30 protein-coding genes are annotated in these 25,412 nt (G+C 34.4%); all 30 read left to right on the top strand.

Features of this window, described 5'->3' with window-relative positions; all coding sequences use genetic code 11:
• The first annotated feature begins 41 nt into the window (after nt 1-41).
• The 30 genes from ileS (at nt 42) to aroB (ending at nt 25,351) form a co-directional block, all read left to right on the top strand.
• Nucleotides 42-2,837, top strand: a complete 2,796-nt coding sequence (ileS, locus tag P3F81_RS05855; protein WP_147668363.1) for an isoleucine--tRNA ligase — start codon at nt 42-44, stop codon at nt 2,835-2,837.
• 70 nt (nt 2,838-2,907) lie between these two features.
• Nucleotides 2,908-3,201 (top strand): DUF5665 domain-containing protein, encoded by a 294-nt coding sequence (locus P3F81_RS05860; RefSeq protein ID WP_147668365.1) that lies wholly within the window; start codon nt 2,908-2,910, stop codon nt 3,199-3,201.
• 30 nt (nt 3,202-3,231) lie between these two features.
• Complete coding sequence (locus P3F81_RS05865; RefSeq protein ID WP_147668367.1) at nt 3,232-3,945, top strand: TVP38/TMEM64 family protein; 714 nt, start codon at nt 3,232-3,234, stop codon at nt 3,943-3,945.
• A 114-nt stretch (nt 3,946-4,059) separates the two neighbouring features.
• Entirely contained in the window at nt 4,060-4,518 is a 459-nt protein-coding gene (gene lspA / locus P3F81_RS05870; protein ID WP_147668369.1) for a signal peptidase II, read from the top strand.
• Nucleotides 4,511-5,437, top strand: a complete 927-nt coding sequence (locus P3F81_RS05875; protein WP_147668371.1) for an RluA family pseudouridine synthase — start codon at nt 4,511-4,513, stop codon at nt 5,435-5,437. The genes lspA and P3F81_RS05875 overlap by 8 nt, the downstream gene beginning before the upstream one ends.
• An 11-nt stretch (nt 5,438-5,448) precedes the next feature.
• The gene (pyrR, locus tag P3F81_RS05880; protein ID WP_147668373.1) at nt 5,449-6,003 is read left to right on the top strand and encodes a bifunctional pyr operon transcriptional regulator/uracil phosphoribosyltransferase PyrR; all 555 of its coding nucleotides are present in this window, start codon (nt 5,449-5,451) and stop codon (nt 6,001-6,003) included.
• 111 nt (nt 6,004-6,114) lie between these two features.
• Complete coding sequence (gene rnhB, locus P3F81_RS05885) at nt 6,115-6,888, top strand: ribonuclease HII (protein ID WP_147668375.1); 774 nt, start codon at nt 6,115-6,117, stop codon at nt 6,886-6,888.
• Nucleotides 6,879-8,624: a flagellar hook-length control protein FliK gene (locus P3F81_RS05890; RefSeq protein ID WP_147668377.1), complete on the top strand. Its 1,746-nt coding sequence runs from the start codon at nt 6,879-6,881 to the stop codon at nt 8,622-8,624. Before rnhB ends, P3F81_RS05890 begins: the two co-directional genes overlap by 10 nt.
• The gene (locus tag P3F81_RS05895) at nt 8,617-8,904 is read left to right on the top strand and encodes an EscU/YscU/HrcU family type III secretion system export apparatus switch protein (RefSeq protein ID WP_147668379.1); all 288 of its coding nucleotides are present in this window, start codon (nt 8,617-8,619) and stop codon (nt 8,902-8,904) included. The genes P3F81_RS05890 and P3F81_RS05895 overlap by 8 nt, the downstream gene beginning before the upstream one ends.
• Before the next feature lie 17 nt (nt 8,905-8,921).
• Nucleotides 8,922-9,281 carry a YraN family protein gene (locus tag P3F81_RS05900; protein ID WP_147668381.1) on the top strand — a complete coding sequence of 120 codons (360 nt, stop codon included), beginning with the start codon at nt 8,922-8,924 and terminating at the stop codon, nt 9,279-9,281.
• Nucleotides 9,282-9,293: 12 nt separating this feature from the next.
• On the top strand, nt 9,294-9,857 hold the full coding sequence (locus P3F81_RS05905; protein WP_147668383.1) for a UbiX family flavin prenyltransferase: 564 nt from the start codon (nt 9,294-9,296) through the stop codon (nt 9,855-9,857).
• A gap of 12 nt (nt 9,858-9,869) precedes the next feature.
• Nucleotides 9,870-11,390 carry a YifB family Mg chelatase-like AAA ATPase gene (locus P3F81_RS05910; RefSeq protein ID WP_309320749.1) on the top strand — a complete coding sequence of 507 codons (1,521 nt, stop codon included), beginning with the start codon at nt 9,870-9,872 and terminating at the stop codon, nt 11,388-11,390.
• 6 nt (nt 11,391-11,396) lie between these two features.
• Nucleotides 11,397-11,900, top strand: a complete 504-nt coding sequence (locus tag P3F81_RS05915; protein ID WP_309320750.1) for a YqeG family HAD IIIA-type phosphatase — start codon at nt 11,397-11,399, stop codon at nt 11,898-11,900.
• Nucleotides 11,901-11,915: 15 nt separating this feature from the next.
• On the top strand, nt 11,916-12,749 hold the full coding sequence (locus tag P3F81_RS05920) for a shikimate dehydrogenase (RefSeq protein ID WP_147668575.1): 834 nt from the start codon (nt 11,916-11,918) through the stop codon (nt 12,747-12,749).
• 125 nt (nt 12,750-12,874) lie between these two features.
• The gene (locus tag P3F81_RS05925; protein ID WP_147668577.1) at nt 12,875-14,551 is read left to right on the top strand and encodes a GspE/PulE family protein; all 1,677 of its coding nucleotides are present in this window, start codon (nt 12,875-12,877) and stop codon (nt 14,549-14,551) included.
• Entirely contained in the window at nt 14,532-15,632 is a 1,101-nt protein-coding gene (locus tag P3F81_RS05930) for a type IV pilus twitching motility protein PilT (protein WP_309320751.1), read from the top strand. Before P3F81_RS05925 ends, P3F81_RS05930 begins: the two co-directional genes overlap by 20 nt.
• A gap of 26 nt (nt 15,633-15,658) precedes the next feature.
• Complete coding sequence (locus tag P3F81_RS05935; RefSeq protein WP_147668579.1) at nt 15,659-16,876, top strand: type II secretion system F family protein; 1,218 nt, start codon at nt 15,659-15,661, stop codon at nt 16,874-16,876.
• A gap of 49 nt (nt 16,877-16,925) precedes the next feature.
• The gene (locus P3F81_RS05940) at nt 16,926-17,354 is read left to right on the top strand and encodes a competence type IV pilus major pilin ComGC (RefSeq protein WP_147668581.1); all 429 of its coding nucleotides are present in this window, start codon (nt 16,926-16,928) and stop codon (nt 17,352-17,354) included.
• Between the two features lie 86 nt (nt 17,355-17,440).
• A complete protein-coding gene (locus P3F81_RS05945) occupies nt 17,441-18,238 on the top strand; it encodes a prepilin peptidase (RefSeq protein ID WP_147668583.1) in 798 nt (265 codons plus the stop codon).
• A gap of 7 nt (nt 18,239-18,245) precedes the next feature.
• Complete coding sequence (locus tag P3F81_RS05950; RefSeq protein WP_147668585.1) at nt 18,246-18,698, top strand: pilus assembly FimT family protein; 453 nt, start codon at nt 18,246-18,248, stop codon at nt 18,696-18,698.
• Nucleotides 18,699-18,714: 16 nt separating this feature from the next.
• A complete protein-coding gene (locus P3F81_RS05955; protein WP_147668587.1) occupies nt 18,715-19,089 on the top strand; it encodes a type IV pilus modification PilV family protein in 375 nt (124 codons plus the stop codon).
• Complete coding sequence (locus P3F81_RS05960) at nt 19,046-19,600, top strand: hypothetical protein (protein ID WP_147668589.1); 555 nt, start codon at nt 19,046-19,048, stop codon at nt 19,598-19,600. The genes P3F81_RS05955 and P3F81_RS05960 overlap by 44 nt, the downstream gene beginning before the upstream one ends.
• Nucleotides 19,601-19,608: 8 nt before the next feature.
• Nucleotides 19,609-20,004 carry a hypothetical protein gene (locus tag P3F81_RS05965; protein ID WP_147668591.1) on the top strand — a complete coding sequence of 132 codons (396 nt, stop codon included), beginning with the start codon at nt 19,609-19,611 and terminating at the stop codon, nt 20,002-20,004.
• A gap of 27 nt (nt 20,005-20,031) precedes the next feature.
• Nucleotides 20,032-20,304, top strand: coding sequence for a late competence development ComFB family protein (locus tag P3F81_RS05970; RefSeq protein WP_147668593.1), 273 nt, complete (start codon nt 20,032-20,034; stop codon nt 20,302-20,304).
• Nucleotides 20,291-21,388, top strand: a complete 1,098-nt coding sequence (pilM, locus tag P3F81_RS05975; protein WP_147668595.1) for a type IV pilus assembly protein PilM — start codon at nt 20,291-20,293, stop codon at nt 21,386-21,388. Before P3F81_RS05970 ends, pilM begins: the two co-directional genes overlap by 14 nt.
• Nucleotides 21,385-21,921 carry a PilN domain-containing protein gene (locus P3F81_RS05980; protein WP_147668597.1) on the top strand — a complete coding sequence of 179 codons (537 nt, stop codon included), beginning with the start codon at nt 21,385-21,387 and terminating at the stop codon, nt 21,919-21,921. Before pilM ends, P3F81_RS05980 begins: the two co-directional genes overlap by 4 nt.
• A 2-nt stretch (nt 21,922-21,923) precedes the next feature.
• Nucleotides 21,924-22,526: a type IV pilus inner membrane component PilO gene (locus P3F81_RS05985; protein WP_147668599.1), complete on the top strand. Its 603-nt coding sequence runs from the start codon at nt 21,924-21,926 to the stop codon at nt 22,524-22,526.
• 48 nt (nt 22,527-22,574) lie between these two features.
• Nucleotides 22,575-23,726, top strand: coding sequence for a chorismate synthase (gene aroC / locus P3F81_RS05990; RefSeq protein ID WP_147668601.1), 1,152 nt, complete (start codon nt 22,575-22,577; stop codon nt 23,724-23,726).
• A 4-nt stretch (nt 23,727-23,730) separates the two neighbouring features.
• Nucleotides 23,731-24,258, top strand: coding sequence for a shikimate kinase (locus tag P3F81_RS05995; protein ID WP_147668603.1), 528 nt, complete (start codon nt 23,731-23,733; stop codon nt 24,256-24,258).
• Nucleotides 24,245-25,351, top strand: coding sequence for a 3-dehydroquinate synthase (gene aroB, locus P3F81_RS06000; protein ID WP_147668605.1), 1,107 nt, complete (start codon nt 24,245-24,247; stop codon nt 25,349-25,351). The genes P3F81_RS05995 and aroB overlap by 14 nt, the downstream gene beginning before the upstream one ends.
• Nucleotides 25,352-25,412: the final 61 nt, after the last annotated feature.

Consider the following 25,412-nt stretch of genomic DNA (forward strand, 5'->3'; position numbering starts at 1 on the left):
GAGAGGTTTTTTTATTTTACTTACTTTTGGAGGGAAATATTTTGGATTATAGTAAAACTTTAAATTTACCAGATACTGAATTTCCGATGCGCGGTAATTTGCCACAAAGAGAACCGGAAATGTTAAAACATTGGGAAGAAATAAATATTTATCAAAAACGACGTGAGCAAGCATCAGGCAAGCCACAATTTATTTTACATGATGGGCCTCCATATGCGAATGGAAATATTCATATGGGACATGCTTTAAATAAAGTATTAAAAGATATTATTATGAAGTATAAATCATTGCGGGGCTTTGATACCCCGTATGTTCCAGGCTGGGATACACATGGATTGCCAATTGAACACGCAGCAATAAAAATCTTAGGGTTAAATCGACATGAATTAGATGCACTAGCTTTACGCAAAGAGTGTAAAGATTATGCGTTAAAATATGTTGATATTCAAAGAGAGGATTTTAAACGCTTAGGAGTTCAGGCCGATTGGGACCATCCTTATGTGACTTTGCAACCAGAATACGAAGCAAAGCAAATTGAAGTATTTGGTGAAATGGCGAAAAAAGGTCATATTTATAAAGGGCTTAAAACTGTTTATTGGTGTACCTCTTGTGAAACGGCTTTAGCAGAGGCTGAAATTGAATATGCAGAGAAAAAATCTCATGCAATTTTTGTAAAATTCCCTTTAATTGATGCGAAGAATAATTTACCGAGTGGCGTGGATGCAAGTAAGGTTTATGCTGTTATTTGGACAACGACACCTTGGACGTTACCTGCCAATGTTGCAATTGCAGTTAGTCCAGAATTTGAATATTCTTGGGTGCAAGTAAACGAAGAAGTTTATTTAATGGCTTCTGGCCTAATTGAAAGTGTAATGAAACAGTGCAAAATTGAAGATGAATATAAGGTTTTAGCGAAGATAAAAGGTGCAGATTTAGCCGGAATGGTGTTTGCTCATCCATTCATTGACAGACAATCACCGGTTGTAACTGCCGACTATGTAACATTAGAACAAGGTAGCGGATGTGTTCATACAGCACCGGGACATGGGCAAGATGACTTTGAAACGGGAATGAGATGTAAATTACCGATTATCAGCCCTGTAGATGCTAGTGGTAAATTTACAAGTGAGGCTGGGAAATATGAAGGTATGCTTGTTCATGATGCAAATGTACCAATTATTAAGGATTTAGCTGCATCGGGAAAATTACTTGGCAATGGTTCCATTCGTCACCAATATGCACATTGTTGGCGTTGTAAAAATCCAATCATTTATCGTGCTACTGAACAATGGTTTGCCTCTGTTGATGGGTTTAGGGACGCGGCTTTAAAAGCAATTGAAGATGTAAAATGGATTCCTGCCTGGGGTGAAAATCGAATTCATAATATGGTGGCAGATCGTCATGATTGGTGCATTTCACGTCAACGTGTTTGGGGGATGCCGATTCCAATTATGTATTGCAAAAAATGTAATGAACATATTATTAATGATGATACAATTCATGCAATAAAAGACTTATTTAAAGAAGAAGGATCTAATGCATGGTGGGCGAAAACTGCAGAAGAAATTTTACCAGAGGGATTTGTTTGTCCGAAATGTGGTCATAACCATTTCCGTAAAGAAAGCGATATTATGGATGTGTGGTTTGATAGTGGTTCAAGTCATGCTTCTGTATTAGAACAGCGCGAAGGTTTGGCTTGGCCGGCCGATTTATATCTCGAAGGCAGTGACCAACATCGTGGTTGGTTCCAATCTTCCCTATTAACATCAGTTGCAACGCGTGGTAAAGCACCATATAAAGCTGTACTGACCCATGGCTTTGTCGTTGATGGTGATGGTCGTAAAATGTCTAAATCTATTGGAAATGTCGTGGCTCCAAAAGACATTATTAGTAAATTTGGTGCGGATATTCTACGTTTATGGGTTGCATCAGCTGATTATCAAGCAGATATTCGCTTGTCGCAAGATATTTTAAAACAAATGTCAGAAGTTTATCGGAAAATTCGTAATACGTTCCGTTATATTCTTGGCAATACAAATGGGTTTGACCCTAACAAAGATAAAGTAGCTTATGCTGAATTAAAAGATCTGGATAAATGGGCGTTATTACGTTTGGAACAAGTTCGCGAGACGGTTACTGAGGCATATGAAAATTATGAATTCCATGTGGTTTATCATACGATTCATAATTTCTGTACAGTTGATTTAAGTTCGATTTATTTGGATATTTTAAAGGATCGATTATATACATCTTTGCCAAATTCTCTGGAAAGACGTGCAGCTCAAACGACGATGTATGAAATTTTAAAAACATTAGTCAAAATGATTTCGCCGATTCTTACCTTTACCTCTGAAGAGGTGTGGAAGTATATGCAAAAAGAAACCGGGATGCCTGACAGCGTACAGCTTGCAGCATGGCCAAAAGCGCAGCCTGAATATTTGAATGCCGAGTTAGAACAAAAATGGAGTAATGTTTTAGCTATGCGTGGTGAATTAACAAAAGCATTAGAGATTGCTCGCCGCAATAAAGTGATTGGACATCCGTTAGATGCTAAATTAAACATTTATGCAGATGGAGTAACATATAGTGAATTAATGAATATCAAGGAAGCTTTACCTTCAATTTTGATTGTTTCTCAAGTAAATGTTATTGAAGGTACTGATAAAGCTTTAGGAGAAAGCGTATATAAAAATCCAGAAAAAGAAATTGCCGTTGAGGTAACATTAGCCGAAGGTGATAAATGTGAACGATGCTGGATTTATGATGATTCAGTAGGCGCTGATACTGAACATCCAACTTTATGCAAACGTTGTGCTGAAGTTGTAAAACAACTTTAATATAAGAAAAAACGGGCTTAGCCCGTTTTTTCTTATATTAAATGGCAATGCTATAAATGGAGGTTTTGTCATGGAAAATGAGCGTATAAATAAGTTGGATAAACAAATAGATAAGTTAGCTGATCGATTAGAATCTATGAGAATTGCTGAGTATATTGATTTATTACAGAAACCATCTAAAATTATTTATTTGAATTTTTTGGCTGGGATCTCTAAAGGATTAGGAATAGCTGTAGGTGCTACAATTGTTTTTGCAATTCTTATTGATTTGTTAAGTCGATTGATTGTATTGAATTTACCTGTTATTGGAGATTTTATTGTCCAAATCCTTCATATCATTGAAGCAAAACAAGGTAACTTGTAATAGGTTTAATTAACTTAAAGAGGAGATACTGTGAAGAATAAAGAAGGCTTAACAATACGATTTTTATCCATCATTGGGATATTCTCTTTGTATTATTTAGTTCCGGAATTACAGAAATTTTGCAAAGATGTATTAGAAATATTGCGAAGTGCGAATATTGAAGAAATGAAGAACTTTTTAATTTCATATGGAATATGGATGCCTATCATGAGCATTCTTATTATGATTTTTCAGTCATTGTTTCCTTTTATTCCAGGAATGATTATTACTTTGGCAAATTCTTGGTTATTTGGTTGGCAATTAGGGGCTTTATACTCCTGGATTGGAGCATTATTAGGTGCGATTATAGATTTTCTATTGTCAAGATTTTATGGGAAAGTTATCATAGAAAGGATTGTTCCCGAACATTACTTGACAATATTTAATAATTATATCCGGGAAAATGGTTTATTTGGTGTTTTAGCAGCACGTATTATTCCCATTGTACCTTTTAAAGTGGTTAGTTATAGTTGCGGGCTATCCAAAATGCAAATTTTTTACTTTATTATTGTGACTGGAATTGGACAAATTCCAGGAATTTTAATTTATTCAATCATAGGTGAGAATGTTTTCTGCTCCCCCCAATTCAGCATATTTGTTACTTTACTTCTTATTGTTTGTGGGCTTATTTTATATTTTCAAAGAAAAAGGATTACTGAATTTTCTTTTTGTAGATGGCTAAAATCTTTTTCGATAATTAAATAAAGGGTTGTTTTTAGAAGATGCAGAATTGATTTAAGTAGTAAGTTTTAATAAATTAAGTAAGATGATATAATAAAGCAATGTAAGAATGAAAAAATTTGTGTTAGGAGAACGCGTGTGCCGATATATTTTTTAGCTATTGGGATAATTTTGTTAGATCAAATTAGTAAATTTCTTATTGAAAATAGTATGGAATTAGGAGATTCCCTTCCTGTGATAGAAGGGATATTCCATATTACCTATATATTAAATCCAGGAGCGGCTTTTGGAATATTAGAAAATCAGCGACTGTTTTTTATTTTAATTGCTACAATTATGATTCTAATGACGGGATATATATATCCACTCATCCCTCAAAAATCTAAAATGCTTAGACTTGGTGTGGGGATGCTTTTTGGCGGAGCTGTAGGGAATTTGATAGATAGGATAAGGACTGGATTAGTTGTAGATTTTTTTGACTTTAAAATTTGGCCTATTTTTAATATTGCAGATATTTTTATTGTTGTTGGCGTAGGTATGATTATTATTACAATGTTTTATGCAGATTGTAAGATGAAGGGAGAAAAAAATGAGTAATCAATTTACCTTTATGATTACAGAAAATGATGTAAATCAAAGATTGGATCTTTACTTAGTAGATCATATAGAAAATTTATCGCGTTCGCATATTCAGAAAAAAATTGAACAAAACCAAATTTTTGTGAATGACAGAGTTGTGAAATCAAATTATAAGCTTAAATTATCAGATAAAATAGATGTTACAATAGAGGAGCCTAAACCAGTAGAAATTGTACCAGAAGATATCCCATTAGACATTTTATATGAGGATGAGCATTTGATTGTGATAAATAAAAAAAGAGGTATGGTTGTACATCCGGCAGTTGGAAATTATACTGGTACTTTAGTTAATGCGCTTTTATTTCATTGTGATGATTTATCTGGAATTAATGGTGAAATTAGACCGGGAATCGTTCATCGACTCGATAAAGATACATCAGGTGTTATGGTTGCTGCAAAAAGCGACATTGCACACTTGAATTTAGCCGCCCAAATAAAAGCTAAGACAGCACAAAGAAAATATTTGACGATTGTATACGGAAATATTAAAGAAGATGAGGGTGTTATTGAAGGGGCAATTGGCCGTCACGCCACGGATCGGAAAAAGATGGCGATTGTTTTTGAAGGTGGCAAAGATGCGATAACTAAATTTAGAGTGCTTGAACGTTTTGGCGAATATACATTAGTGGAATGTAGCCTTTTAACAGGAAGGACACATCAGATTAGAGTACATATGACTTATATCGGGCATCCGGTTTTAGGAGATCCTAAATACGGCACGCTAAAGTCACCGTTTAAAATTGAAGGACAGGCACTTCATTCTGCTACTTTAGAATTTGTCCATCCAATTACAGAGAAAAAAATGTTTTTTTCTGCTTCATTGCCGGAGGATATGGAAAAAATTCTAAAAGTTTTAAGGTTAAAAATGAAGCGATAGGAGGAATTTACATGAAAAATATTATTGAAAAAACTATTCTTATGGATAGTCAGGCAATCAAACGTGCGCTAACGCGTATTTCGCATGAAATCAATGAAAAAAATAAAGGGATACAAGATATTATTCTTGTTGGAATTAGAACGCGTGGTGTCCCTATTGCGGAGAAGATTGCTAAAGAAATAGAAAAGATAGAAGGGGTAAAAGTTCCGGTGGGAACGCTCGATATTACATTATATCGTGATGATTTATCTACTTTAGCTTATCAACCGGTCGTTCACCAAACAGAAATTCCTGTTGATATCACAGGAAAAATCATTATTTTAGTTGATGATGTCTTATATACAGGGAGAACTGTTCGATCAGCATTAGATGCATTGATCGATATGGGAAGACCGCGTATTATTCAATTGGCGGTATTAGTTGATCGCGGACATAGAGAGCTGCCGATCAGAGCTGATTATGTAGGGAAAAATGTTCCTACGGCAAGCAAGGAAATTATTAGTGTACAGATCGCGGATGTAGATGAAATAGATCAAGTGGTACTTAGTGAATTAAAAGAAGAATAGAAAAGAACTGTCGATGAATGTCGACAGTTCTTTTCTATTGATTGATAAAGGGATTTATTATTATTAACCGAATATTAAATGTTAAAAATATTTTTGGAGATTAGTAGGAAAATGGAGAAAATAACGTCAGCTCAATTAGCTGAATTAATAAACTTAGATAAACTTACAAGTGATCAAATAGATGAACTGCGTAATGATCCTCGTAGTACAATAAGTAAACTGATTAAAAAGTGGGATAAATTACAGTTGGAAAAGGCTCGTGTACAAACGTTATATCATTATGAGTTTCAATTAAAGAAAAAAGGAATAAATTTTATCGCTGGTGTTGATGAAGCTGGGCGAGGGCCATTGGCTGGTCCCGTCGTCGTTGCTTCGGTGATATTGCCGCTAGGAATACATATTCCCTATATTAATGATTCTAAAAAACTTTCACAAAATAGACGGGAAACTATTTATCAGTTTATTTTAGATCATGCAATCAAGATAAAAAGAGCGGTTATTTCTGAAAAGGTTATTGATGAAATCAATATTTATCAGGCGACAATTCAGGGGATGTATCAGGTCATAGATGAATTACAGCCACAGGTGGAGGCTGTATTAATTGATGCAGTTAAGTTGGATAAATTAGCTGTTCCATCCATCTCAATTATTAAAGGAGATGCATTAAGTGCATCAATTGCAGCAGCTTCTATTGTAGCAAAAGTTGAACGAGATAGGCTAATGGATGAAATTGACAAAAAATATCCGATGTATGGTTTTGCTAAAAATAAAGGGTATGGTACAGCAGAGCATATCCAAGCGATTCAAACTTATGGAGCGTGCGAATTTCATCGCAGAACCTTTGAACCAATTAAATCTTTGGAGGTGAGCAATCAATGTCGATGAATAATGTAAATACAAATGTGAGCAGCGTTGACCGTCCAAGTCAAGTGTCTAGTACGCAGAGTAAGCCTAATGTTAGCAGTGCTTCGTCATTTCAACCGAAAACTGAAGTCAATATCGAAAACTCCGTACAAAGCACATTAAATGTATTAACGAAGACTATTTTAGATAAGATGGACGTAAAGCAAGAACTTCCTCCAGAGTTACAAAAAATGATGAATGAAATATTGCAAAGCTCTTTTTCCTTAGAATCCTCTGTAAGCCAAGGCTTATCAGATACAATTCAAAGTCAGAAAGCTTGTTTGGAGCAGTTAACTATTTTAGCGAAATTTCTTGAACAATTAGGGGTTGAGTTTACACAAAGTTCAATAGAGAAACTTCCTGAAATCTTTAAAACATTGTTCGCAAATTTAAATTTGAATGGAAAAGAAAATGGGATAGAGATTAATGCAACGAATTTAAATAAAATTGCTTTGCAATTGTTAGAAGGAAAAGAGTTTAATCAGCTTCCCCAAGAAATACAGTTATTATTGCTGAATAATTTTTCGCTTGTTCAAGCGCCAATACAAAAATCACCAGAGACAGATATTTTACAACAGCTGATTAAGTTTTTTATCCCTTCAGCTAAAAGTGAGAATTCTGGAGCAGAAGTTGCAGAAAAACCTATTGCGAATGAGCAGGACCCGACTAAGCAAGGACAGGCGCAGGATAAAGCTTTATCTAAAAATGAAGTGAAAGAAAAAAATAATAGTGAAGTTCTTGATGCAAAGAAAAATGCAAATGAAACTGTACCGAATTCTTCCAAAGATACACCGATTGTAAAACAAGAGAATTTAGCAAATTCAGCTAAAGGACAAGTTCTAACTGAAAAGAATCTGGGCGAAGGATTGGAAAAAGGGACGAAGAATACAGAGCAACTTGGAAAGCAAAATATAAATGAAAACTTAGAAACTGGACAGAAAAATTCTCAAAATGCGAATGCTGTAAATGCTAATTTGGCAAATCAGATAAATAGCAAGGATATACAGACGCTATTGAAAAATTTATCAATGCAATTGTTGAATAGTAACAAAGAGCTGTCGGAAGAAGATGTAACTTTACTAAAGAATTTTATCAATGATAAACAAAGTGTGTTATCAGAAAAAGATGTTGCCACTCTTAAAACATTATTAACTATGGCCGAAGAAAACATTCCGTTTTCAATCCGGCAAGCGGCGGTGAAAGAAAATTTGCCGGAGTTGCCAAAGCTTTGGGCGTTTGTCCAACTTACGAATTTGACAAAACTCTTAGATTTAAATCAAAATAAATTGCAAAATGCAGGTAAAAATATCTTGGACTTTTGTAATGGGTTAAAAAAGGCTTTAGAATCTGAGGTAGAGGTAAGTGGCAATCAAAAATCTATGTCATTTATGTCACCTATCTATCTTGGCGATAATGAACATCAATATCCTGCCTATATTCACATTTATCATCAGGAGGCTGAAGAAAAGAACAATAAAAAACAAGAAGCTGAAACATGGTTAAGAATATGTTTAATTACAGAAAATATTGGTGCAGTAGAAGTAATCTTTCGTTTATATGAAGGTGATAAGCTAAATCTCCGTTTAGCGTTTTCAAATGAAGAAAGTGTAAATTCTTTTAGTGAATTTATCCCTGAGCTGGAGACTGCCTTTGAAAAATTACCATTTACCTTAACAGATGTAAAAGTAAATGAAATAGGTGAAAAACAATATGGATAAAGAAAATATTAGTGGGAAGCAAGCGATTGCGTTAAGCTATGATGAAGAAAAATTTACTGCACCAAAAGTTGTAGCAAAGGGGAAAGGGTATGTCGCGGAAAATATTATTCAAGCGGCAAAGCAAAATGCAGTTCCGATTTATCAAAATAAAACGTTGTCAGCTATGCTGATGGCAGTTGATTTAGATAGGGAAATTCCCCCTGAATTATATAAAGCGATTGCTGAAGTGTTAGCTTATGTATATCGAATGGATCAGAAAGCGAAGCCTAAACTTTTTTAGCTAAAGAAGGTTTAAAAATGAATAATCGTGAGTTTGGAATCCAAGGGGAAAAAATTGCAGCAGATTATTTATTAGCGAAAAATTATAAGATATTAAAATGTAATTATAAAATAAAGCTTGGGGAAATTGATCTTATCGCGAAAAAGGGATCGCTTATCACATTTGTTGAAGTAAAAACAAGAAAAAGTTTAAATTATGGCGTACCATCACAAGCTGTGAATTGGAAAAAGCAACGTAAAATTATCCAAGTGGCACAAGTATATATCTCTACGATAGAAGAGGAAAATTATCATTTTAGCTTTGATATTATTGAGGTGGTATGGAAAAATAATCATTCATGGGATGTAAATCATATTATCAATGGGTTTGAAATTTAGATAGGAGTAAATATGCGTATAATAATAGGAATTACAGGTGCAAGTGGATCTGTATATGCATTAAAATTAATAGATGTATTAAGAAAGCAGCGTTGTGAAGTTCATGCAGTTGTTAGTAACAGTGGTTGGGAGGTGCTTGACTATGAAATGAATATTACAAGAGAAGTACTGCGTCAAAAAGTAGATGTGTTACATGAAGTAAATAATATAGGGGCGAGTATCGCAAGTGGTTCATTTAAAAATGATGCAATGATTGTTGTTCCTTGCTCTATGAAAACGTTGGCCTGTATAGCAAATGGTATTTCCGATAATTTGTTAACTCGTGCTGCTGATGTTACCTTAAAAGAAGGGCGATCTTTAATTATCGTACCTAGAGAAACACCGATAAATGCGATTCATTTAGAAAATATGTTAAAACTAGCAAAGCTAGGCGTTAAAATTCTCCCAGCGTGTCCAGCTTTTTATCATAAACCAGATACAATAGAAGATTTAGTTGATATGCTTGTCGGAAAAATATGCGATTTAATATCTGTTGAACACGATTTATTTAAGCGTTGGGAGGGGAATGGTCGATAGGGAGGCACATAGATGTTTGCACAAACTTTAGGTTCTACAACACTTGGAGTAAATGGCATATTAATTAATGTTGAAGTTGATATGGGAAATGGTTTGCCGAGTTTTGATATTGTTGGCTTAGCGGATGCTGCGGTAAGAGAATCAAGAGAACGGGTTCGGGCTGCAATTAAAAATTCTGGATTTAGACTGCCAGCAAGAAAAACTACGATTAATTTAGCTCCAGCAGATATTCGAAAAGATAGTTCTGGCCTTGACCTACCGATTGCTATAGGTTTATTAGTCGCGGCTGGATTTATCTCTCAAGATTCGATTGCAGATACAATGTTTGCCGGTGAGTTATCACTTGATGGAAAATTACGAGGGATTGCAGGTCTTTTGCCAATGGCAATTCATTGTCAAAAGCAAGGACTTCAAAAGCTTGTTGTATCTCCAGAAAATTTGAATGAAGCTCTGTTGGTAGAAGGATTAACGGTATATGCACCACAGTACTTATCAGAGCTTATTCGTTATATTAATGGTGATGAAAATTTAAAGCCTTGCAATAAGAACAGTACTACGGCGATTGTTGATTCATTATCAGATGACTTTTCTGATGTTCAGGGACAATTTGCCGCAAAAAGAGCATTAGAAATCGCAGCTGCTGGCGGGCATAATGTACTTATGGTCGGACCGCCAGGTAGTGGTAAATCGATGTTAGCGAAACGAGTAAGTACAATTTTGCCGACAATGTCAGGTCAAGAGGCGCTAGAAGTTACAAAAATATATAGTGTTGCGGGTTTATTAAAAGATAACGCTGGTTTAATAAGAAGCCGCCCATTTCGTAGCCCCCATCATACCATATCAGATGCAGGTATGATTGGAGGTGGACGTATACCAAAGCCAGGAGAAGTAACATTAAGTCATAATGGTGTACTTTTCTTAGATGAGCTACCGGAGTTTAGCAAAGTTGCTTTAGAGGTGTTGCGGCAGCCTTTAGAAGATGGACAAGTAACAATTGCAAGAGCCAATGCATCTATTACGTACCCATCAAAGATCATGCTTATTGCAGCGATGAATCCCTGTCCGTGCGGATTTCTAAGTGATACAAAGCAAGTATGTATTTGTACACCAGCGGAAATTAAACGCTATACTAGAAAGATTTCAGGCCCATTATTAGATAGAATAGATATTCATATTCATGTTCCTAGATTAGAGTATTCGGAGTTCACAGATTTAAAAGTAGCAGAGTCTTCGTCAGTTATTAGAGCAAGAGTGGATAAAGCCCGTACGATTCAAAAGAAACGTTTAGAAAACTATCATCTTTTTTGTAATGCGCAGATGGGTCATAGACACTTAAAGAAAACTTGCTTAATAAACTCGAAAGGAAAGATTTTACTAGAACAGGCATTTACGCGGATGAATTTATCTGCACGAAGTTATGATCGCATTATAAAAGTTGCAAGGACTATTGCGGATTTAGCGGACTGTGAAGAAATTGTGGAGCAGCATATTGCAGAAGCAATTCAACTGCGTGGAAATTACTCTACAATTTAATTTTATTTGGAGGTAATTCATATCAAAAAATTCTTAATGCCTGATTTAGTACGAAAGTCTGTTTTTGAAATTGATTTAGAGGAATTGAGAAGACAAGGAATTCGTGGGCTGATTTTAGATTTAGATAATACGGTTATTCATTGGAATCGTGATGTGTTAGAAAGTAAAATGTACGATTGGTTTTATCTAGTCCATGTTCATCAGTTCGAAATATGTTTTTTATCTAATAATTTTTCTACGCGTGTATCGCGAATAGCAAAAGAAGTAAATGCTTATTATGTTGCCAGGGCTTGGAAGCCTTTTGGAAAAGGATTTAAAAGTTGTATAAAAAAAATGAATTTGCCATCAAATTCTGTTGCAGTTATCGGGGATCAATTATTTACTGATATACTAGGTGGAAATTGTGCAGGTTTATTTACGATTTTAGTGAATCCGCTAAGTAAGGATGAATTTGTGACAACGAAAATCATGCGCATTTTTGAAAAAAAGATTTTACAAAAGTATAAATAATGATTGGGGATTTTTATGTTAACAGGAAAAACAAAAAATATTGGAGTAATTGGATGTCCAATTGAACATTCTTTGTCACCTTTAATGCAAAATATCGCAATAACAGATTCTGGACTTGACTATGCATATACGGCAATGCTGGTTCATCCGCATAAGTTAAAAGAGGCAATTAAAGGATTGCAGGCATTAAATTATCGAGGGGTTAATGTGACGATTCCTCATAAAATTGAGGTTATTCCATTACTAGATGAAATAGATGAGAATGCAAAGATGATCGGTGCAGTCAATACAATTCTTTTTGAAGATAACTTGATAAAAGGTTTTAATACAGATGCCAGCGGTTTTATTAATTCACTCTATAATCATAAGGTGAAAATAAAAGATGAACAGGCTGTTTTGCTTGGTGCTGGTGGTGCTGCTAGGGCTGTAATTTGGGGCTTAATTAAAGCTGGAATAAAATCTATTGTGATTGGCGTTAGAAATCCATTGAAAGCGCAACCGTTAGTAGATGCTTTCAAAGATTATTTAGCTATTGAGGCTCAGGATTGGACAACGGACGCGTTTCAAAGTAAATTAACTGATATGTCGCTGTTAATTAATGCAACACCATTAGGAATGCATCCCAATTTGGAAGAAAAGCCACCTATTCAATGGAATAAAATTAAAAATAGGATTGTTGTTTATGATTTGATTTATAATCCCTCAATTACAAAATTTTTAAGCGAAGCTCAGCAAAACGGACATAAAATTATGAATGGGGCGGAAATGTTAGTTGAGCAAGGTGCTGAATCATTTAAAATCTGGACGGGTATTATGCCAAATACTAAAAAAATGCTACAAGTTTTGTGAAAAAGTATAATTTTTCTTACTTTTTTTTCTTTTTTGGCAGGATTTATATATTAAAAGAAGAATATTGAAAATATGTTCTAGAGCTAAAGTACTAGGAACTGTAGTGAGAACATGAGGAGTTTATTATGGCAATTGTGAAAAAAAGACTAGGAGACCTTTTAATTGACGCAGATGTAATTTCGCAAGAGCAATTGGATAAGGCGTTAACTGTACAAAAAACAACAAAGGAGCGATTAGGAAAAGCTTTAATTAGTTTGGGATATGTGACTGAAAAATCCTTAATTAAAGCATTGGAAATACAGTTAGGTGTTCCTCATGTAGTATTAACCGGTTTAAATATAAACCCGGAAGTTATTGCATTGGTACCACAAGCGATTGCTGAAAGGTATAGTATTCTTCCAATTGATAAAAATGGCAAAAAATTAACCATTGCAATGGTGGATCCGACAAACTTTTATGCAATTGATGATGTTCGGACGATTAGTGGCCTGGATATCGTTCCTGTGATTGCTACTGAAAAGGATATCTTGCGTGCAATTAATGAGTTTTATGGTGTTCAAGCACTTGTAAACAAAGCATCTAGTATTATTAAGCCTGAGGATGTAGCAAGTATATCGGAGGTTCAGACGGCGAATGATGCTCCTGTAATTAGTATAGTAAATACGATTATTAGCCAAGCCATAAAAGAACGTGCGAGTGATATCCACATTGAGCCGACGGATACAGAGCTTAGAGTTCGTTATCGAATAGATGGTGCGCTAAGAGAATTTTTTTCTTTTCCCTATAAAACGCATGCTTTATTAGTGTCAAGAATAAAGATAATGAGTGATTTAGATATAGCGGAACGACGAATCCCTCAAGATGGACGAATTAAATATGTTGAAAACAACAAAGATTACGATTTGCGTGTATCGACATTACCGACAGTTATAGGTGAGAAAATTGTAATGCGAATCTTAGATAGAAGTTCTGTAATTGTTGATATTAAGAGTTTAGGTTTTTCTGAATACAATCTTAATCGATATAGTAAATTATATAATCAGGCATATGGAATGATTTTAGTTACTGGTCCTACGGGATCGGGAAAAACAACTACATTATATTCTACTTTAACGGGATTAAATAAGTCGACGGAGAATATTATTACAGTAGAAGATCCTGTTGAATATCGTTTAGACGGGATTAATCAAGTACAGATTAATCCTAAAGCTGGATTAACTTTTGCAGCTGGTTTGCGTTCTATTTTACGGCAAGATCCTAATATTGTTATGTTAGGAGAAATTCGTGACGGAGAGACTGCTGACATTGCAATTCGAGCAGCACTAACAGGACATTTAGTTTTAAGTACTTTACATACCAATGACTCGGCTGGGGCTATTTCTCGTTTAGTTGATATGGGAGTTGCACCATTTCTTGTTTCATCCTCTGTACTAGGGATTATTGCCCAACGGTTAGTTCGTGTAATTTGTTCTGAATGTAAAGAATCTTATCAACTAGAAAAAGATTCTTTGGAATATGAGTTTATGGAAGATATGTGTGACGGTGATACTGTTTTATATCGTGGTAGAGGGTGCCCAAGCTGTGGTGGAACTGGTTATAAAGGGCGTTTAGCAATTCATGAGGTATTGCCGATTTCAAAGAATATTCGAGAATTAATTACGAATCATGCATCAGTAGACTTAATAAAGAATGCAGCTTTTTCTGAAGGAATGATTAGTATGAGACAAGATGGCATACAAAAAGTTTTAGAAGGAAAAACAACGGTGAAAGAGGTAATGAAAGTTGCTTACGCAGACTTATAAAAATGAACAATTTAGCAAAATTGATGAACTATTAAAAGAGGCCGCAAGAAAAAAAGCCTCTGACTTGCATTTGACAGTTGGAATTCAACCGGCATTTAGAATTAATGGAAAACTTGTTTTTTCAGAGCACAATCGATTATTACCGAATGACACAAGAGAGATGTTTGAATCCATTACAAATGATAACCAAAAGGCGCATTTTTTGGAGTATGGAGAAGTTGACTTTTCCTATTCTTTATCTGGATATGGAAGATTTCGTGTGAATGCATTTAGACAACGAGGAACTATTGCGATTGTCCTTCGCTTAGTTGCTGATAGAATACCGACGCTTGAAGATTTAGGACATCCTGATATTTTAAAAACGTTAGCACTAAAGCCGCGTGGTCTAGTTCTCGTTACAGGGCCTACAGGCTCGGGGAAATCGACAACGCTTGCTGCAATGATTAATTTGATTAATCAAACACAGTATTCTCATATTATTACAATGGAAGATCCAGTGGAGTATTTGCATAGACATAATAAGAGTATTGTAAATCAAAGAGAAGTAAACACAGATTCATTATCGTTTGGTAATGCATTACGTGCTGCGTTGCGTGAAGACCCAGATGTTATTTTAGTAGGAGAAATGCGCGATGCAGAAACCGTCTCTACCGCGATTACCGCAGCGGAAACTGGACATTTAGTTTTTGCTACTTTACATACTTGTGATGCTGCACAAACCGTGGATAGAATTATTGATACATTCCCGCCATATCAACAACAACAAGTAAAAGTTCAGCTATCTATGACCTTGCAAGGAATTATTGCACAACAGCTCCTACCTAGAAAAGATGGCGATGGACGGATTGCAGCGTTAGAAATTATGATTGCTACACCAGCAATCCGTAATCTAATTCGCGAGGGGAAAACGCATCACATCATTTCAAGTATTCAAACTGGTGCAAAGATGGGGATGCAAACGATGGACATGGCGCTGAAAAATCTTGTACAACAAAACTTAATTAAAATGGAAGATGCTTTGGCATGTGCAAATGATCCAGATATCTTACTTAGAAACTCTCCCGTCAATCGATTAGTTTAATCCATTGATTTAATAGGAGTATAAATATGGCGAAAACTTTTACATATAAAGCGAGAGATCGCGGAGGTGCTTTAATTTCCGGGAAAATTGTTGCAGATTCTCAAAATGCAGTTGCTTCATTTATTCGAGAAAAAGGTTACTTTGTAACACAAATAAAAGAGGCAAAAGATGCGAATAATCTCAATGAGTTTTTTAGTAAGTTACGTGGCGTAAAACCAAAAGAGATTGCAATATTCTGTAGGCAGATGTCCATTATGATTAATGCAGGGTTACCTTTAGTAACCGCAGTAAGTATCCTCATTGAACAGACGCACAATCCGATATTAAAGAATGCCTTAAAAGATGTTTATCAACAAATTCAAGGTGGGGATACCTTTAGTTCAGCAATAAAAAAATATGACCACATTTTCCCACCAATTATGATACATATGATTACTGCCGGTGAAGTCGGTGGTGTAATGGACGATGTAATGGATCGTCTAGCTGTGCATTTAGAAAAAGACTACAAAATGCGCGAAAAAATTAAATCGGCAATGACATATCCAGTCGTAGTAATTTGTTTAGCCGTTTTAGTTGTGATTTTTATTTTGACGTTTGTTATGCCGACCTTTAAGAGTATGTTTGATAACATGCACTCTGAATTACCGTTACCAACACAGTTTTTATTAGGTGTAAGCGGATTTTTTCAAGAGTATTGGTGGCTGGTTATTATCGGACTTGTTGCAATGGCATTTGGTGCAACTCAGATTTATAAGATTCCACGCTATCAACTGTATGTTGATGCAATGATTCTGCGCATGCCTGTATTTGGGATGCTGGTTAGAAAAATTTCGATTGCTCGATTTAGTCGTACCTTGGGAACTTTGTTGCATGGTGGTGTGCCAATTATCACAGCACTTGATGTCGTGAAAAATGTGACGGGTAATATGCAATTAGTCAATGCATTGACCGATGCACAAACTGATGTTAGAGATGGATTTACGCTCTCTGATACGCTAAGCTCCAGCAAAGTTTTTACACCGATGGTAGTACAAATGATTGCTGTTGGAGAAGAAACAGGGCAAATGGATACAATGCTTGGAAAAATTGCCGATTTCTACGAAGATGATGTTGACGATGTTGTGTCAAGACTAAGTAGTCTATTAGAGCCTATGATGATTGTCATCCTTGGCTTAATTATTGGATCTATTGTTATTTCTATTGCATTACCAATGTTTGATGTAGTAAACAACGTTGGTGGCTAATTTGCAATAGAGGAATGCTATAGAAAATTAATGAGAGGAGGTGAAACAAATGATACAAGCAATTCGTAAACGAATGAACCAAAAAGGTTTCACTTTAGTTGAATTAATGGTAGTTATTGCGATTTTAGGTGTATTGGCAGCTATTGCGATTCCTAGATTTAATGAATCTACAGCAAAGGCGAATACAGCTAGAGTTCAAGCAGATTTGCGAACGATTGATTCTGCATCCGTTCAATATCAAGCAGACAATGGTAAAATGCCTGCTACTATAACAGATTTACAAAATTATTTAACTACTGAAGTTTCTAAATTAAAATCACCTAAAGGTGGTTTGTATTTAAAGGCAAATTCAACTACAACATTGGATGCGGAAACTGCATATGGAGTTAATACTACAACTGGTCGTGGTACATTAACTGTTGGAGGTACTGCAAAAGTAGCGGAAGACTTTGGTTATGTTGCATCATCAGGAACGTGATGAGGTTTTAATCTCTACAAATAAGCAACTAAGCTTTTGCTTAGTTGCTTATTTACTATCCGAATCTATCTAAAGGAGGTACAACATTGGATTTTGCATTTATTTTTATTTTAGGCTTATTAATCGGTAGTTTTCTCAATGTATGTATCTACCGATTGCCGCAGAATGAATCGATTGTTTTTCCGCCGTCACATTGCATGTCGTGTGGAAATGAACTAAAAGTATTAGATTTAGTGCCGGTACTTAGCTATTTTGTATTACAGGGAAAATGTCGTTTTTGCAAAACATCTATATCGCCTCGTTATGCAGGGATGGAGCTATTAACTGGTTTTTTATTTTTGTTTACTTATTCCCAGATTGGCTTAGGTCTACAATTATTAAAAGCACTTATTTTTATTTCATTTTTAGTTGTGATTACGTTTATTGACTATGACCATCAATTGATTTTGGACAAGGTTTTATTACCGATGGGAATCGTTGGTGTTTTGATAAATTTATTATTTGAATATAGTGATTTCATCGTTACATTAGGTTCGTTATCTTTTTCTCTGCTGGTGAATCCTTTAGATTGGCTGAGTATGGGGATTGGGTTCTTTGTCGGTGGGGGATTGTTATTTATTATTGCTATGGTAAGTGGAGGGGGAATGGGAGGAGGAGATATCAAATTTGCCGCTGTGTTAGGCTTGTGGCTGGGCTGGCAAATGAATTTGCTCGTATTAATGTTAGCGTTTATCTTAGGTGGGATTGTTGGTGTCTTATTAATAGCAACACGAATCAAAAGCCGTAAGGATTATATACCGTTTGGCCCATTTATTGCGATTTCTGCTTGGATCGTCTATATCTATGGAATTGAAATTTTGCAATGGTATTTTTCTTTAACGTGAATCGCTGATGCGTGGAGTGACTTTAATTGAGCTTTTGATTTGTGTTGCTATTTTAGGGATTATTTGCTTAATTGGACTGCCAAAACAAAATATTGCGGAGAAGCATCAATTAAATTTTGCAACGGATGAGCTTGTGATGAATTTGCGTTGGATGCAGCAAATGTCGTTAAATTCATTGCGAGGAAATACAAGTCAGCCCCAAATAATGCCAGATTTAGTACTTACGTTGAATCTTTTGCAGGGAAATAATTCAGGGTATATGATTTGTTGTGGCACAAAAATTTTAAAAAAGGTAGATTTTCCAGGTGGAATAAAAATTGTTTCAAACAATCAACAGAATTTTATCAGTTTTAATTACAAGGGGCAAATCAATCAGCCATGTACGATTTCTTTGCAAGATAAAGATGGGAAAAATCGATTGATTATTATTGACCGCGTAGGGCGAATCCGAACGCAATAGATAGTGGAGATTGTTTATGATGAATGAAAAAGGGTTTTCATTAATTGGAGTTCTGATTTCATGTATTCTTTTGACAGCAATTACTTCTCTTTTATTTACTCAGCAAATGATAATAAAACAAAACATGAATGCGCAAAATCGTATGAATGCAGCGAATATTGCACAAGTAGCAATTGAGAGTTTAACCAGGGCCGATTTAATGGCAATAGATTATACGAGTTCAGTAAAGCAGGTAATCGAAAATCATACGACTTTTGAAGTAACAACAACAATTACACATGAAGAGTTTTTTCACATGGACAAAGTTAAAGTAATTGTAGCTTGGCAAGAATGGGGCGTTTTATATAATGTCACGTTTGAAACATTATTGTCTAAAGATATTTTATTTTAAAATTGTTTTTAGAGAAAACGGCTATTCTTTAGTTGCTTTATTAATTTCATTGACTTTGCATGTTATGATAGCTTCATGTGTTGTTCCTATAGCAGATATAGCGATAAAACAAAATACGCTCTTAGTTACACGAATTGCTTTGCAATCAGAAATGCGTTATGCACTAGAGCGTATAGTGCAAGATTTTACTTTTGCAAAAAAATTTGATATAACAGATGATACTTTAACTATTATTACTGATCTATATATAGATAAAGATAGGAAAGAAGAGAAAAAAACGATTTATAGGATAGATAATACGAAAGGTATTTGTAGATTGACTTGTGATTTTCAACCGATGACTGGTGAAAGTAAAATGTGTAATAGTACAATTACTGGGTTAACTTTTAAAAGAATTTCAGCAAAATCAATTTTTATTGAGATTTGCGCAAGTGATAAGGACAAAAAAGTTTTTTTAAAATTACATACCGTTGCTACTGCCTTAAATATTTTTAATGAAAATTCTTTGTAGGTGAGAAATTGAAAAATCAATATGGGTTTAGTACAATTATAAATTTAATTCTTCTCACATTATTAACGACAATCATTATGTCTTGTATGAATTTGGTAAATGTAAATTTTGCTACTGAGGAGCTGTATTTATCTAATATTCAAGCGCAATATTTAGCAAAAGCGGGAGCAAATTATGCAATTGTAAAATTAATACATAATAAGGAATATGCAAAAGAAAATAATTCTGGTATTATAGAAACGATAGAGTTTTCAACTGGTAAATGTGAAATTCGAGTTTATAATACTGGAGGTAAAGCAAGCATTTTAGCTGTTGGAATTAGTCAAAAAGCAAGAAGTCAGTATATTGTGGAAATGCAAGTAGGCGCTGAAGAAAAAATGCATGTTGTTAATTGGAGACCTTAGATAAATAAAAATGCTAGAGGTGCTTTTATGAAGATTAAAAATTGTATGGAGGATTTTGTTTTTCAACATTTGGACGGTTTTTTAGAGCAAAATCAGAATATTTGTAAATGCGAGCAATGTAAAACTGATATCGCAGTATTAGCACTTAATCGTTTAAAACCATGCTATGTAACGACTGAAAAAGGAGATTTATATACACGGCTTGATTTGTATGAAACAGAAAATGAAGTTGATATTTTCATTGCGTTAGGTAAAGCAATTGATATTGTGGAGGCAAATCCTAGACATGTTAAAAGATAAAAAGAAAATTCTAAATTGGATAGAAAATAAACTTTTTTCAAAGCCTAATTCTATTTTGGGGATTAATATAGGAAATTCTTATGTGAAAATGATTGAATTAAAAATGGAATCTGATGAGTTTATTCTGAAAAATATTGCTTATGCACCTTTATTTGGTGAGAAATATAATGATGATATGAGTAGATATGAACGTATTTTTTCGGCGATAACACATTTAATAGAACTTCATGGGATTCAATCTAAGGATGTTATTTTGTCTATAGGAGGTCGCGATATATTTGAACGTCGAGTAGAATTTCCTAAAATGACAGATACAGAATTGACAGAGGCTGTAAAATGGGATATTGAAAAATATGTGCCTTATGAAGCTGATACTTACTATTATGATTTTGCCATTCTAGAAAGTAATATGGATAATGAAACAGAAATATTGCCAGTTATGCTTGTAGCAGCACCAATGAGCGTGGTTGATGAGAATGTTAAAATGATGCAAGAATTGAATTTACATATTGTTGCAATTGAGGGAGAATCGTTTGCCTTAACAAGAACAATACGAACGGCAGAAAATTATATTGTAGTTGATATTGGTAAGGAAAATGGACAAGTTTTAATTTTTCAAAATAATATTCCAATTGCGGCAAGAAATATTCCCATTTTCGGGGATAGCTTTACGGAAATTATTCAATCGAGTTTATCTGTAGATAGTGCAGAGGCGGAAATGTTAAAGCAAAGTCAGCAAAATTTAATTCAAGCAGATGATACTGCAAATGAATTATTGATAACTTTAGCAAAAGAATTACAGGGTATTGTCCAAGAACTGTCAGATGAAATTTTGCGTACGATTGAATATTATCGTGTACAAAACAAAGATGCTGTTGTCGATAATATTTTTCTTACTGGTGGGGGTACGAGAATTAATGGTCTAGAACAGCAGCTGGAGCAATTAATTTCTATTCCGGTTGTTCGGCATAATCCTTTTGCTTGCTTAACGATTAATGATTCCTTTGATTCTAATTATATTAAAAAAGTTTCACCACAATTTTCAATTGCAGTTGGATTGGCAATGAGAGGTAATGTTGTATGATTAAAATTAATTTATTACCACCTGAAAAACGGCGAAAACAAATTCCATTGAAACGATTCATTACGATAGTTATGAGTTCTTTTGTTATTGTTTGGGTTGGAATTTATTTTTTCATGCTTTTTCAAGCTGCTATATTGCAAGATACTATTCTTTCAGCCAAAGAAAGTTATCAGCTTATGACCAAAAGTATTGAAAAAAAAGAAATTACTGAAAAAAAACAACAGGTTATTAATAAAAAAAATGCAGTAGTGACAGGAATCTCTAAGAACATAAATGCAGAATATGCAGTTTTATCAAATATAAGTGAGCTGGTCACAGCTAGTGTTTGGTTGACTGAATTTCATATGGATGAAAAAAAAGTTGTTAGAATTAAAGGCAATGCCTCTAGTTATCCTCAATTAGCAACTTTTTTAAATCGTTTTGAAAATAATAAGGCATTTACTGAGGTATCTTTGACCAGTGCAAATGTTACCAAAGTATCGAATCAGGAGATTACTCAATTTGAAGTTACTGCAAAATTCAAGGAGTTATAGAAATGAATTTATCATTGACAAAACTTGAGTTAAAATATAAACTGACATTATTCTCACTTATTTTAATCATTTTAAATATAATTTTCTACTTTTTCATCTATAGTCCGCAGAGCGAGGAAATTTGTACATTAAATAATCAATTGGAATTAGAACAGCAACAAATTAAAGTAATAGAAGATTTTATTAATAACCATCCTGATATTAACGCTTATGATAATGAACTAAATAGTAAATTAGATAAAATAAATAAGATGATTCCTGAAAATCCTGATGTCAGCCTTTTTATTGATGAGATTTCAAAAATTGCTATACAGTCATCTATTCAAATTAACAATATTACTCCTGGTGAACTAGTTGATAAAAATAATTATCGTGAGTTTAGGATAGCCTTAAAAATAAGCGGTGATTATTTCGATTTCTTGAAATTTTTGCAAGCTTTAAATAGACTAGATCGATTGACAAGTATTTCTACGATTCAAACATCGGCAAAAGGAAATATTGTGGAAAGTGATTTAGCATTAGTTGTTTACTGTTATGGAAGTTCAAAGGATTCATCTGGAGAAAATGCAAAAGCAACAAAATCATCTGCGTCTAAAACCAATTAGGTTAGACGCAGTTTTTTAATAGAAATAAAATGAAAAAGGAGATATAATATGTTTCGTTTTTTAACTGCAGGAGAATCTCATGGGCAATGCTTAGCTACGATTATAGAAGGATTACCTTCGGGTATTAAAATTGATATTAATAAAATTAATACCGATTTAGCGAGGCGCCAACAGGGCTATGGTCGTGGAGGTAGAATGAAAATAGAAACGGATAAAGCTGATATTTTATCAGGTGTTCGTTTTGGTGAAACTATTGGAGATCCAATTACAATTAGAATTAATAATAAAGATTGGTCTAATTGGGAAGAAAGAATGTCCGTATTTGGTAACGTTGCAGGAGCAAAAGTGACAGCAGCCCGTCCAGGTCACGCTGATTTAATTGGCAGCCAAAAATATAATCGTGAAGATATTCGTGATATTTTAGAACGAGCAAGTGCTAGGGAAACAGCGACAAGAGTTGCTGTAGGAGCTATAGCCAAATGTTTGCTATCAGCTTGTGGAATCGAAATTAGATCTCATGTTACTAATATTGGTGGTGTTAAAGTTAATCCTAAGAATATAGATTATACAATATTGAAAGGATCTAGAGTAGAATCAGAATTAAATTGTTGTGATAAAATTGCTGAAGCGAAAATGAAAGATGCAATTGATCAAGCGAAGAAAAATGGCGATACTTTAGGTGGAGTCTTTGAAATAGTTGTATTTAATACGATTCCTGGTTTGGGGAGTCACATTCAGTGGGATAGAAGACTTGATGCAAAATTGGCGAGTGCGCTAATGTCTATACAAGCAATTAAAGGGGTAGAAGTGGGTGAAGGTTTTGAATTTGCCAATTTACCAGGAAGTCAATCCCATGATGAAATGTTTTATAATGCGAATAGAAACGTCTATCGAAAAACAAATCATGCAGGTGGAATTGAGGGTGGCATGAGCAATGGAGAACCTATTGTAATTAAAGCTGTAATGAAACCAATCCCTACCTTGATGCGTCCATTAGCTTCGGTTGATATAAACTCTAAGGAAGAAGTAAAAGCGAATACAGAGCGAAGCGATGTTTGTGCAGTCTCTGCAGCCTCAGTAGTAGGCGAAGCAATGACGGCAATTGTGCTTGCGGAACTGTTAATTGAAAAGTTTGGTGGAGACAATATTTGTGACTTAAAGGCAGCAATAGATCATTACATAGCAAGAATAAATAGGTGATATGATGAAAAATGTTATATTAATTGGCTTTATGGGCACAGGAAAAACGAGTACTGGACGATTATTGGCTAATAGAGTAGGGTATTCTTTTATCGACACTGATAATAAGATTGAAGCTGTAAATAAGATGAGTATTCCGGAAATGTTTCAAAAATATGGAGAAAAATATTTTCGCGAAAGAGAAACAGAAGTTATCGAAACTATTGCCAAATATCATCATGCAGTTATCTCAACTGGCGGAGGTGTGGTTCTTAATCCACATAATATGAATTTGCTAAGCCAAAATGGAGTTGTTGTCTCACTAACTGCTTCAATTGATTCTATTTTAGAGAGAACTAGCAGAAGAAATTCACGTCCTTTATTAGAAACGGTTGATCGACGTAAGGTAATTGAAGAGTTGCTAAAAGCTCGTATAGAATTTTATCATAAAGCGGATTGTGTGATTGATACAAGCAATATTTCGCCGTTACAAGTAACAGATAAAATCATTGATTTTATGAGAAAAGGGGGGATTTTACGTGCAAGAGGTTAGCGTTGTGCTTGGTAGTCAGAGTTACGATATTCATATTGGTGAAGGCTTTTTGGACCAATTAGAAGTACTGATGCAATCCTTTTCTTTTTCAAAGCGAGGCTTGTTAATTTCAGATAGTAATGTAGCGCTTTTATATGGGGATAAACTATTAAATATCCTGAATCAAAATGGGTTTGCATTCGATTTGTTTGTTGTTCATGCAGGTGAGCAGGCAAAATCATTTAATATCGCACAAAAAATTTATACGAAAGTAATTGAATTGGGGTTAGATAGAAAATCTCCGATAATCGCATTAGGCGGGGGCGTGGTTGGAGATTTAACAGGCTTTATTGCTGCTACTTATTTGCGTGGTGTACCATTTATACAGATTCCAACCAGCCTATTAGCGCAAGTAGATTCAAGTGTAGGTGGAAAGGTTGCAATTAATCACGGGTTAGGTAAAAATTTGATTGGTGCTTTTTATCAACCTAAATTTGTTCTGATTGATTTAGAGATATTAGAAACACTTCCGCAACGTGAAATTTATTCAGGATTAGCGGAAATTATTAAATATGGGATTATTGCTGACGATAAGTTTTTTGATTATTTAGATACAAATAGTCAAAAAATATTGGAACTTGATAAAAATACATTATCTCATATAATTCGGCGTTCATGTGAGATAAAGGCAGATGTGGTGAGTAAAGATGAAAAGGAAGCTGGACTGCGGATTATTTTGAATTTTGGGCATACAATTGCGCATGCGGTTGAAAGTGATACTGGTTATAAAAAATATAATCATGGTGAAGCAGTTGGGATAGGAATGCATGGAGCCGCCTTATTAAGTCTCTATTTAGGGCTTATTGATGAAACGGTTTTAAATAGAGTCATTCAGATTATACAAAAATTTCAGTTGCCTTTATATGCTTTTGATTGTACGGTTGAAAACTTATTTGAATTTATTGGTCGGGATAAAAAAGTGACGAGTGGTAAAGTAAAGTGGGTATTGATGAACTCGATTGGGCAGGTAATTATTCGTAATGATATTTCAGATGACTTAGTAAAAAGAGTTTTATCTGAAATTGTAAAATCTTCCGATAGTAAGAATCTATGATAAATTTACTTGATTATTTTGGTGCACGATGTTAGAATCTAATTATTATTTATATATAATT

Source organism: Selenobaculum gibii (genome assembly GCF_030273445.1).
GTDB lineage: Bacteria > Bacillota > Negativicutes > ICN-92133 > ICN-92133 > Selenobaculum > Selenobaculum gibii.

What these genes read in the sequence shown, in the direction of transcription:
- P3F81_RS05935 (WP_147668579.1), top strand. Translation starts at nt 15,659, where the DNA reads ATGGCGAAAACTTTTACATATAAAGCGAGAGATCGCGGAGGTGCTTTA.
- P3F81_RS05985 (WP_147668599.1), top strand. Translation starts at nt 21,924, where the DNA reads ATGAATTTATCATTGACAAAACTTGAGTTAAAATATAAACTGACATTA.
- aroC (WP_147668601.1), top strand. Translation starts at nt 22,575, where the DNA reads ATGTTTCGTTTTTTAACTGCAGGAGAATCTCATGGGCAATGCTTAGCT.
- pyrR (WP_147668373.1), top strand. Translation starts at nt 5,449, where the DNA reads ATGAAAAATATTATTGAAAAAACTATTCTTATGGATAGTCAGGCAATC.
- P3F81_RS05875 (WP_147668371.1), top strand. Translation starts at nt 4,511, where the DNA reads ATGAGTAATCAATTTACCTTTATGATTACAGAAAATGATGTAAATCAA.
- P3F81_RS05955 (WP_147668587.1), top strand. Translation starts at nt 18,715, where the DNA reads ATGATGAATGAAAAAGGGTTTTCATTAATTGGAGTTCTGATTTCATGT.
- rnhB (WP_147668375.1), top strand. Translation starts at nt 6,115, where the DNA reads ATGGAGAAAATAACGTCAGCTCAATTAGCTGAATTAATAAACTTAGAT.
- P3F81_RS05995 (WP_147668603.1), top strand. Translation starts at nt 23,731, where the DNA reads ATGAAAAATGTTATATTAATTGGCTTTATGGGCACAGGAAAAACGAGT.
- P3F81_RS05890 (WP_147668377.1), top strand. Translation starts at nt 6,879, where the DNA reads ATGTCGATGAATAATGTAAATACAAATGTGAGCAGCGTTGACCGTCCA.
- P3F81_RS05960 (WP_147668589.1), top strand. Translation starts at nt 19,046, where the DNA reads ATGTCACGTTTGAAACATTATTGTCTAAAGATATTTTATTTTAAAATT.
- P3F81_RS05950 (WP_147668585.1), top strand. Translation starts at nt 18,246, where the DNA reads ATGCGTGGAGTGACTTTAATTGAGCTTTTGATTTGTGTTGCTATTTTA.
- P3F81_RS05940 (WP_147668581.1), top strand. Translation starts at nt 16,926, where the DNA reads ATGATACAAGCAATTCGTAAACGAATGAACCAAAAAGGTTTCACTTTA.
- P3F81_RS05920 (WP_147668575.1), top strand. Translation starts at nt 11,916, where the DNA reads ATGTTAACAGGAAAAACAAAAAATATTGGAGTAATTGGATGTCCAATT.
- P3F81_RS05895 (WP_147668379.1), top strand. Translation starts at nt 8,617, where the DNA reads ATGGATAAAGAAAATATTAGTGGGAAGCAAGCGATTGCGTTAAGCTAT.
- pilM (WP_147668595.1), top strand. Translation starts at nt 20,291, where the DNA reads ATGTTAAAAGATAAAAAGAAAATTCTAAATTGGATAGAAAATAAACTT.
- P3F81_RS05900 (WP_147668381.1), top strand. Translation starts at nt 8,922, where the DNA reads ATGAATAATCGTGAGTTTGGAATCCAAGGGGAAAAAATTGCAGCAGAT.
- P3F81_RS05905 (WP_147668383.1), top strand. Translation starts at nt 9,294, where the DNA reads ATGCGTATAATAATAGGAATTACAGGTGCAAGTGGATCTGTATATGCA.
- P3F81_RS05910 (WP_309320749.1), top strand. Translation starts at nt 9,870, where the DNA reads ATGTTTGCACAAACTTTAGGTTCTACAACACTTGGAGTAAATGGCATA.
- P3F81_RS05970 (WP_147668593.1), top strand. Translation starts at nt 20,032, where the DNA reads ATGAAGATTAAAAATTGTATGGAGGATTTTGTTTTTCAACATTTGGAC.
- P3F81_RS05925 (WP_147668577.1), top strand. Translation starts at nt 12,875, where the DNA reads ATGGCAATTGTGAAAAAAAGACTAGGAGACCTTTTAATTGACGCAGAT.
- P3F81_RS05980 (WP_147668597.1), top strand. Translation starts at nt 21,385, where the DNA reads ATGATTAAAATTAATTTATTACCACCTGAAAAACGGCGAAAACAAATT.
- P3F81_RS05860 (WP_147668365.1), top strand. Translation starts at nt 2,908, where the DNA reads ATGGAAAATGAGCGTATAAATAAGTTGGATAAACAAATAGATAAGTTA.